Annotated in this window: 5 protein-coding genes; 2 read left to right on the plus strand and 3 right to left on the minus strand. The window is 71.1% G+C overall.

Annotated features, from left to right (window positions below; genetic code table 11):
• A partial coding sequence (locus tag ACTS11_RS16735; protein WP_442641434.1) for a Gmad2 immunoglobulin-like domain-containing protein occupies window positions 1-523 on the plus strand: 523 nt, incomplete at its 5' end.
• Window positions 524-528: 5 nt separating this feature from the next.
• A complete protein-coding gene (locus ACTS11_RS16740; protein WP_442641438.1) occupies window positions 529-855 on the plus strand; it encodes an aldehyde dehydrogenase in 327 nt (108 codons plus the stop codon).
• Between the two features lie 161 nt (window positions 856-1,016).
• Here ACTS11_RS16740 and ACTS11_RS16745 read toward each other — a convergent pair whose 3' ends face one another.
• From ACTS11_RS16745 to ACTS11_RS16755, 3 genes are all read right to left on the minus strand, one after another.
• The gene (locus ACTS11_RS16745; RefSeq protein WP_442641435.1) at window positions 1,017-2,378 is read right to left on the minus strand and encodes a dipeptidase; all 1,362 of its coding nucleotides are present in this window, start codon (window positions 2,376-2,378) and stop codon (window positions 1,017-1,019) included.
• Window positions 2,379-2,428: 50 nt separating this feature from the next.
• Window positions 2,429-4,264, minus strand: a complete 1,836-nt coding sequence (locus tag ACTS11_RS16750; protein WP_442641436.1) for an ABC transporter ATP-binding protein — start codon at window positions 4,262-4,264, stop codon at window positions 2,429-2,431.
• A gap of 3 nt (window positions 4,265-4,267) precedes the next feature.
• Window positions 4,268-4,838, minus strand: a 571-nt coding sequence (locus tag ACTS11_RS16755) for an ABC transporter permease (protein ID WP_442641437.1), incomplete at its 5' end; no start/stop codon positions are given.

Below are 4,838 nucleotides of genomic sequence, written 5' to 3' on the forward strand. Positions count from 1 at the left end.
CCTCGTGGTGCCGGGCTGGCCGGGCTCCTGCTCGCAGAAATGGCTGACGCGGATCGAACTTCTCGACCACGTCCACGACGGCACGAAGATGGAGGCGCCCTCCTACCAGGTTCCCGCCTATCCCGTGGCGCCGGGCACCGACGTGCCGCTCGAGGATTTCGAGATCATCAACGCGATGCCGGTCAAGTCGCTCGTCACCCATCCGCAGGACGGCGCCGAGACCGGGACGGAGTTCGAGGTGCGCGGCCATGCCTGGGCGGGCGACCGGACCGTCAGCCGGATGGAGGTCTCCTCCGACTACGGCGAGAGCTGGCAGGAGGCGGAACTCGACGCCCCCGTGAACGACGGAGCCTGGCAGAACTGGCGCACGACCGTCACCGTCCCGCAGCCGGGATACTACGAGATCTGGGCGCGCGCGACCGACAGCGAGGGCGTGATGCAGCCCTTCGCGATCCGCTGGAACCCCAAGGGATACCTCAACAATTCCTTCCACCGGGTCGCCGTGCAGGCGGGCGACGCGTGACGCGGATGCATCGGACGGCCTGTCTTGCGGCGGCCCTCGCGGCCGCCGCCCTGCCCGCGCCCGCGCAGGAGACCGGGAACGGCCCGGACGTGGGCGACGTGGGCGTCCTCCACCCGGTGGAGGGCGCGCGCGTCACCTACGACTACTGCGCCTCATGCCATTCCGAGCGCCTCGTGGCCCAGCAGGGGCAGACGCGCGAGGGCTGGGACGAGCTCCTGGTCTGGATGGTCGAGAAGCAGGGGATGCAGCCGATCCCGGAGGAGGACCGCGAGGCGATCCTCGACTACCTGGCCGAGCACTACAACACCGACCGCCCGCACTTCCCGCGCTGAGGCCTCAGGCGCAAAGTCGTTCCGCAAAGCGAGCGGCCTGCGAGGAACGGCCGGAGTGCCTGGGCCGGAACGTTTCGCTGCGACGGGCGACGGACCTCGCGTTTGCGCGGCGGGCCCGCCCCCTGCATGCGGGCCCGCCGCCCCGCCGCGGGGCGCGCACGCTACAGGCTCTCGAGAAGCCTGCAGTAGGCGTCCTGGCCGCGGCGGAAGGTGTCGAGGCGGAAGAACTCGTCGGGGGCGTGCATGTTCTCGTCGTCGTGGCCGAAGGCGAACATGGTGGCATGCACGCCCAGATGTTCGAGCAGCGTGGTCATCACCGGGATCGAGCCGCCGCCCCGCGTGCGCAAGGGCCGCTTGCCGTAGACCTCCTCGAGCACCTGCGCGGCGATGACGCTGGAGTTGTGGCCGCGCGGCACGAGGAACGGGTCGCCGCGCGCCGCGCCGCGCTCGAAGGCGACGACGACGCCCTCGGGCGTGTGCTCCTCCACATGCGCGCGGAGAAGCTCGACGATCCGCTTTGGCGACTGGTCGGCGACGAGGCGGCAGGTGATCTTGGCGCGCGCCTCGGCGGGCAGCACGGTCTTCGTCCCGGCCCCCTGCCAGCCGCTCGTCAGCCCGTTGACCTCCAGCGTCGGGCGCGCCCAGAGGCGTTCGCGCGTGGAATAGCCGGGCTCGCCGAACTCCGCCGGCGCGCCCGTCTCGGCGAGGTAGGCGGCCGCGTCGTAGGGCACCTCGGCGATGGCGGCGCGGTCGGCCTCGGTCAGCGGGCGCACGTCGTCGTAGAAGCCCGCGACCGTCACCGTCCCGTCCGGCGCCTTCATCGAGGCGAGGATCTGCGCCAGCGCCATGGCCGGGTTGGCGATGCCGCCGCCGTGCAGGCCCGAGTGCTGGTCCGACCGGGCGCCGCGCACCACGATCTCGCACGACGCGAGGCCCCGCAGCGCCTCGACGATCTGCGGCTGGTCGGGCGCCCATTGCGAGCCGTCGGCCGAGAAGATCATGTCCGCCGAGAGCCTTTTAGCATGCGCGGCCACGAAGTCCGGCATGTCGGGCGAGCCGATCTCCTCCTGCCCCTCGAAGAAGAACTTCAGGTTCACGGGCAGCTTGCCCGCCGTCTTCAGCATCGCCTCGACGGCGACGATGGGGATGAACATCCCGCCCTTGTCGTCCGTCGCGCCGCGCCCGTAGAGGCGCCCGTCGCGGATCTCGGGAGCGAAGGGCGGCGAGGACCAGAGGTCGAAGGGCTCGGCAGGCTGCACGTCGAAATGCCCGTAGATCAGCACCGTGGGCCGGTCCGGCCCGGCATGGAGCCAGTCGCCCAGGACGACGGGATGGCCCGCCGTGGGCAGGATCTCGACGTTCTCGGCGCCGGCGGCGGCGATGCGGCGCGCGACCCACTCGGCCGCCCGCTGCACGTCGGGCGCGTTCTCGGGCTTGGCCGAGACCGAGGGGATGGCGACGAACTCCACCAGTTCCGACACGAACCGCGACTGCTCGCGGTCGAGGTAATCCTTCCAGGCCATGTCCTTCTCCTCCCTTCGGCGCGCCCTGTTGCCGTCGCGCGCCCCTTCCCTCAGTCGTTCCTGAGCACGAAATGCCCCGGCGCGACCTCCTCGTAGACCGGATCGGCGCGCACCTCCCCCACCGGGAAGACCGGCGAGGGCAGCGGCTTGAACTCCGCGCTCTCCTTCAGCGTCCGCTTCGTCGGGTCCGCGATGGGAACCCCCGCCAGCAGCGTGCGCGTGTAGGCGTGGCGCGGGTCCTCGAAGATGTCCGCGCGCGAGCCGATCTCGACGATCCGGCCCAGATACATGACGCCGACCCGGTGCGAGACGCGCTCGACCACCGCCATGTCGTGGCTGATGAAGAGATAGCTCAGGCCGAACTCCGCCTGGAGCTCCATCAGGAGGTTCAGCACCTGCGCCTGCACCGAGACATCGAGCGCCGAGACAGCCTCGTCGGCGATGATGAGCTTGGGGTTGACCGAGAGCGCGCGGGCGATGGCGACCCTCTGGCGCTGCCCGCCCGACAGCTCGTGCGGGAAGCGGCGCATGAAGTCGCGCGGCAGGCCCACGCGGTCGAAGAGGAAGGCGATGCGGTCCTCGAGCTCCGATCCGCGCGCGAGATCGAAGTTGAGGAGCGGCTCGGCCACCTGCTTTCTCAGCCGCATGAAGGGGTTGAGCGAGGCGAAGGGGTCCTGGAACACCATCTGCATGTTGCGCCGCGCGCGGCGGAGCCCGCCCGCGTCGAGGCCGAGGATGTCCTGCCCGTCCATCACCACGTCGCCCGAGGTGGGCTCGACCAGCCGCAGGATGGAGCGCGCCGTCGTGGACTTGCCGCAGCCGCTCTCGCCCACGAGGGCGAGCGTCTCGCCGTGGCCGAGATCGAAGCTCACGTTCTCGACCGCGTGGACGTTGGCGACGACGCGGCGGAGGACGCCCCCCTTCACCGGGAAGCGCGTCGTCAGGCCCCTGACCGAGAGCACGGGGTGCGGCGCCGTGCCGGAGCGCTCGGCGGGCCTGGGCGCGGCGGGCTCGGGCGCGCCCGGAATGCGCAGGGGCTCGGGCGCCGCCTTGCCCCGCATCTCGCCCAGCTTCGGGACCGAGGCCAGGAGCGCGCGGGTGTACTCCGCCTGCGGTTCCGCGAAGATGCGCTCGACCGGCCCCTCCTCGACCTTCTCGCCGTGGCGCATGACGACGACGCGGTCGGCGAGCTGCGCCACCACCGCCATGTCGTGCGTGATGAAGAGGACGGCCATCCCCGTCTCGCGCTTCAGCCGCTTGATGAGGCCGAGGATCTCGGCCTGGATCGTCACGTCGAGCGCGGTCGTCGGCTCGTCCGCGATGAGGAGCTGCGGGCGGCAGGCCATGGCCATGGCGATGACGACCCGCTGGCGCATGCCGCCCGACAGCTCGTGCGGATACTGCTTCAGCCGCCGCTCGGGCTCGGGCAGGCGCACCTCGCGCAGGAGCTCGAGCGCGCGGGCGTCGGCCTCGGCCGCCGAAAGGCCCCGGTGGCTGCGAAGCCCGTCGGTCAGTTGCCGCCCGATGGTGAAGACCGGGTTCAGGGCCGTCATCGGCTCCTGGAAGATCATGCCGATCCGATCGCCGCGCAGCTCCGTCATGCGCTCGGCCGGCATCCGCGCGAGGTCGACCGCCTCGCCCTCGCCCGGCCGGAACCAGAGCCTTCCCGACACGATCCGCCCGCCGCCGAACTCGACGAGCCGGAGGAGCGAGAGCGACGTGACGGACTTGCCCGAGCCGCTTTCGCCGACGACGCAGACCGTCTCGCCGGGGTTCACGGTGAAGCTCACGTCCTTCACGCCGACGATGGGACCGCTCTCGCCGTCGAACTCGACGCGGAGGTTCTCGATGGAGACGAGGGGCTGCTGCGGGGTCCGGTCGAGCATGGCTTACCTCACCCTCGGGTCGAGCACGTCGCGCAGCACGTCGCCGAGCAGGTTCAGGCCGAGGATCGTGATGGCGAGCGCGGCGCCCGGCACCAGCGCGGTCCAGGGCGCGATGTCGAGGAACTGCCGCGAGGCCTGGATCATCAGCCCCCAGGAGGCCATGGGCGGCTGGGTGCCGAGGCCGAGGAAGGACAAAGCCGCCTCCGCCAGCACCGCGAAGGCGAGGCTGATCGTGGCCTGCACGATGAGCGCGGGCATGATGTTGGGCAGGATGTGGCGCAGGATCATCTGCCCGTCCCGCGTGCCGGCCGCGCGCGCGGCTTCGACATAGGGCATCTGCACGACCCTCAGCGCCTCGCCCCGCACGATCCGCGCGAGGAAGGGCGTGAAGGCGATGCCGATGGCGATGATCGTGTTCTGCAGGTTCGGGCCCAGCACCGCCGAGATCGTCAGCGCCAGCAGCAGCGCCGGGAAGCTCAGGAGCGCGTCGATGATCCGCATGAGCACGTTGTCGATCCGCCCGCCGTAGTAGCCCGAGACGATGCCCAGCGGCAGGCCCAGCACGATGGACATG

Source organism: Roseicyclus sp., from assembly GCF_052168335.1.
Lineage (GTDB): Bacteria > Pseudomonadota > Alphaproteobacteria > Rhodobacterales > Rhodobacteraceae > Roseibacterium.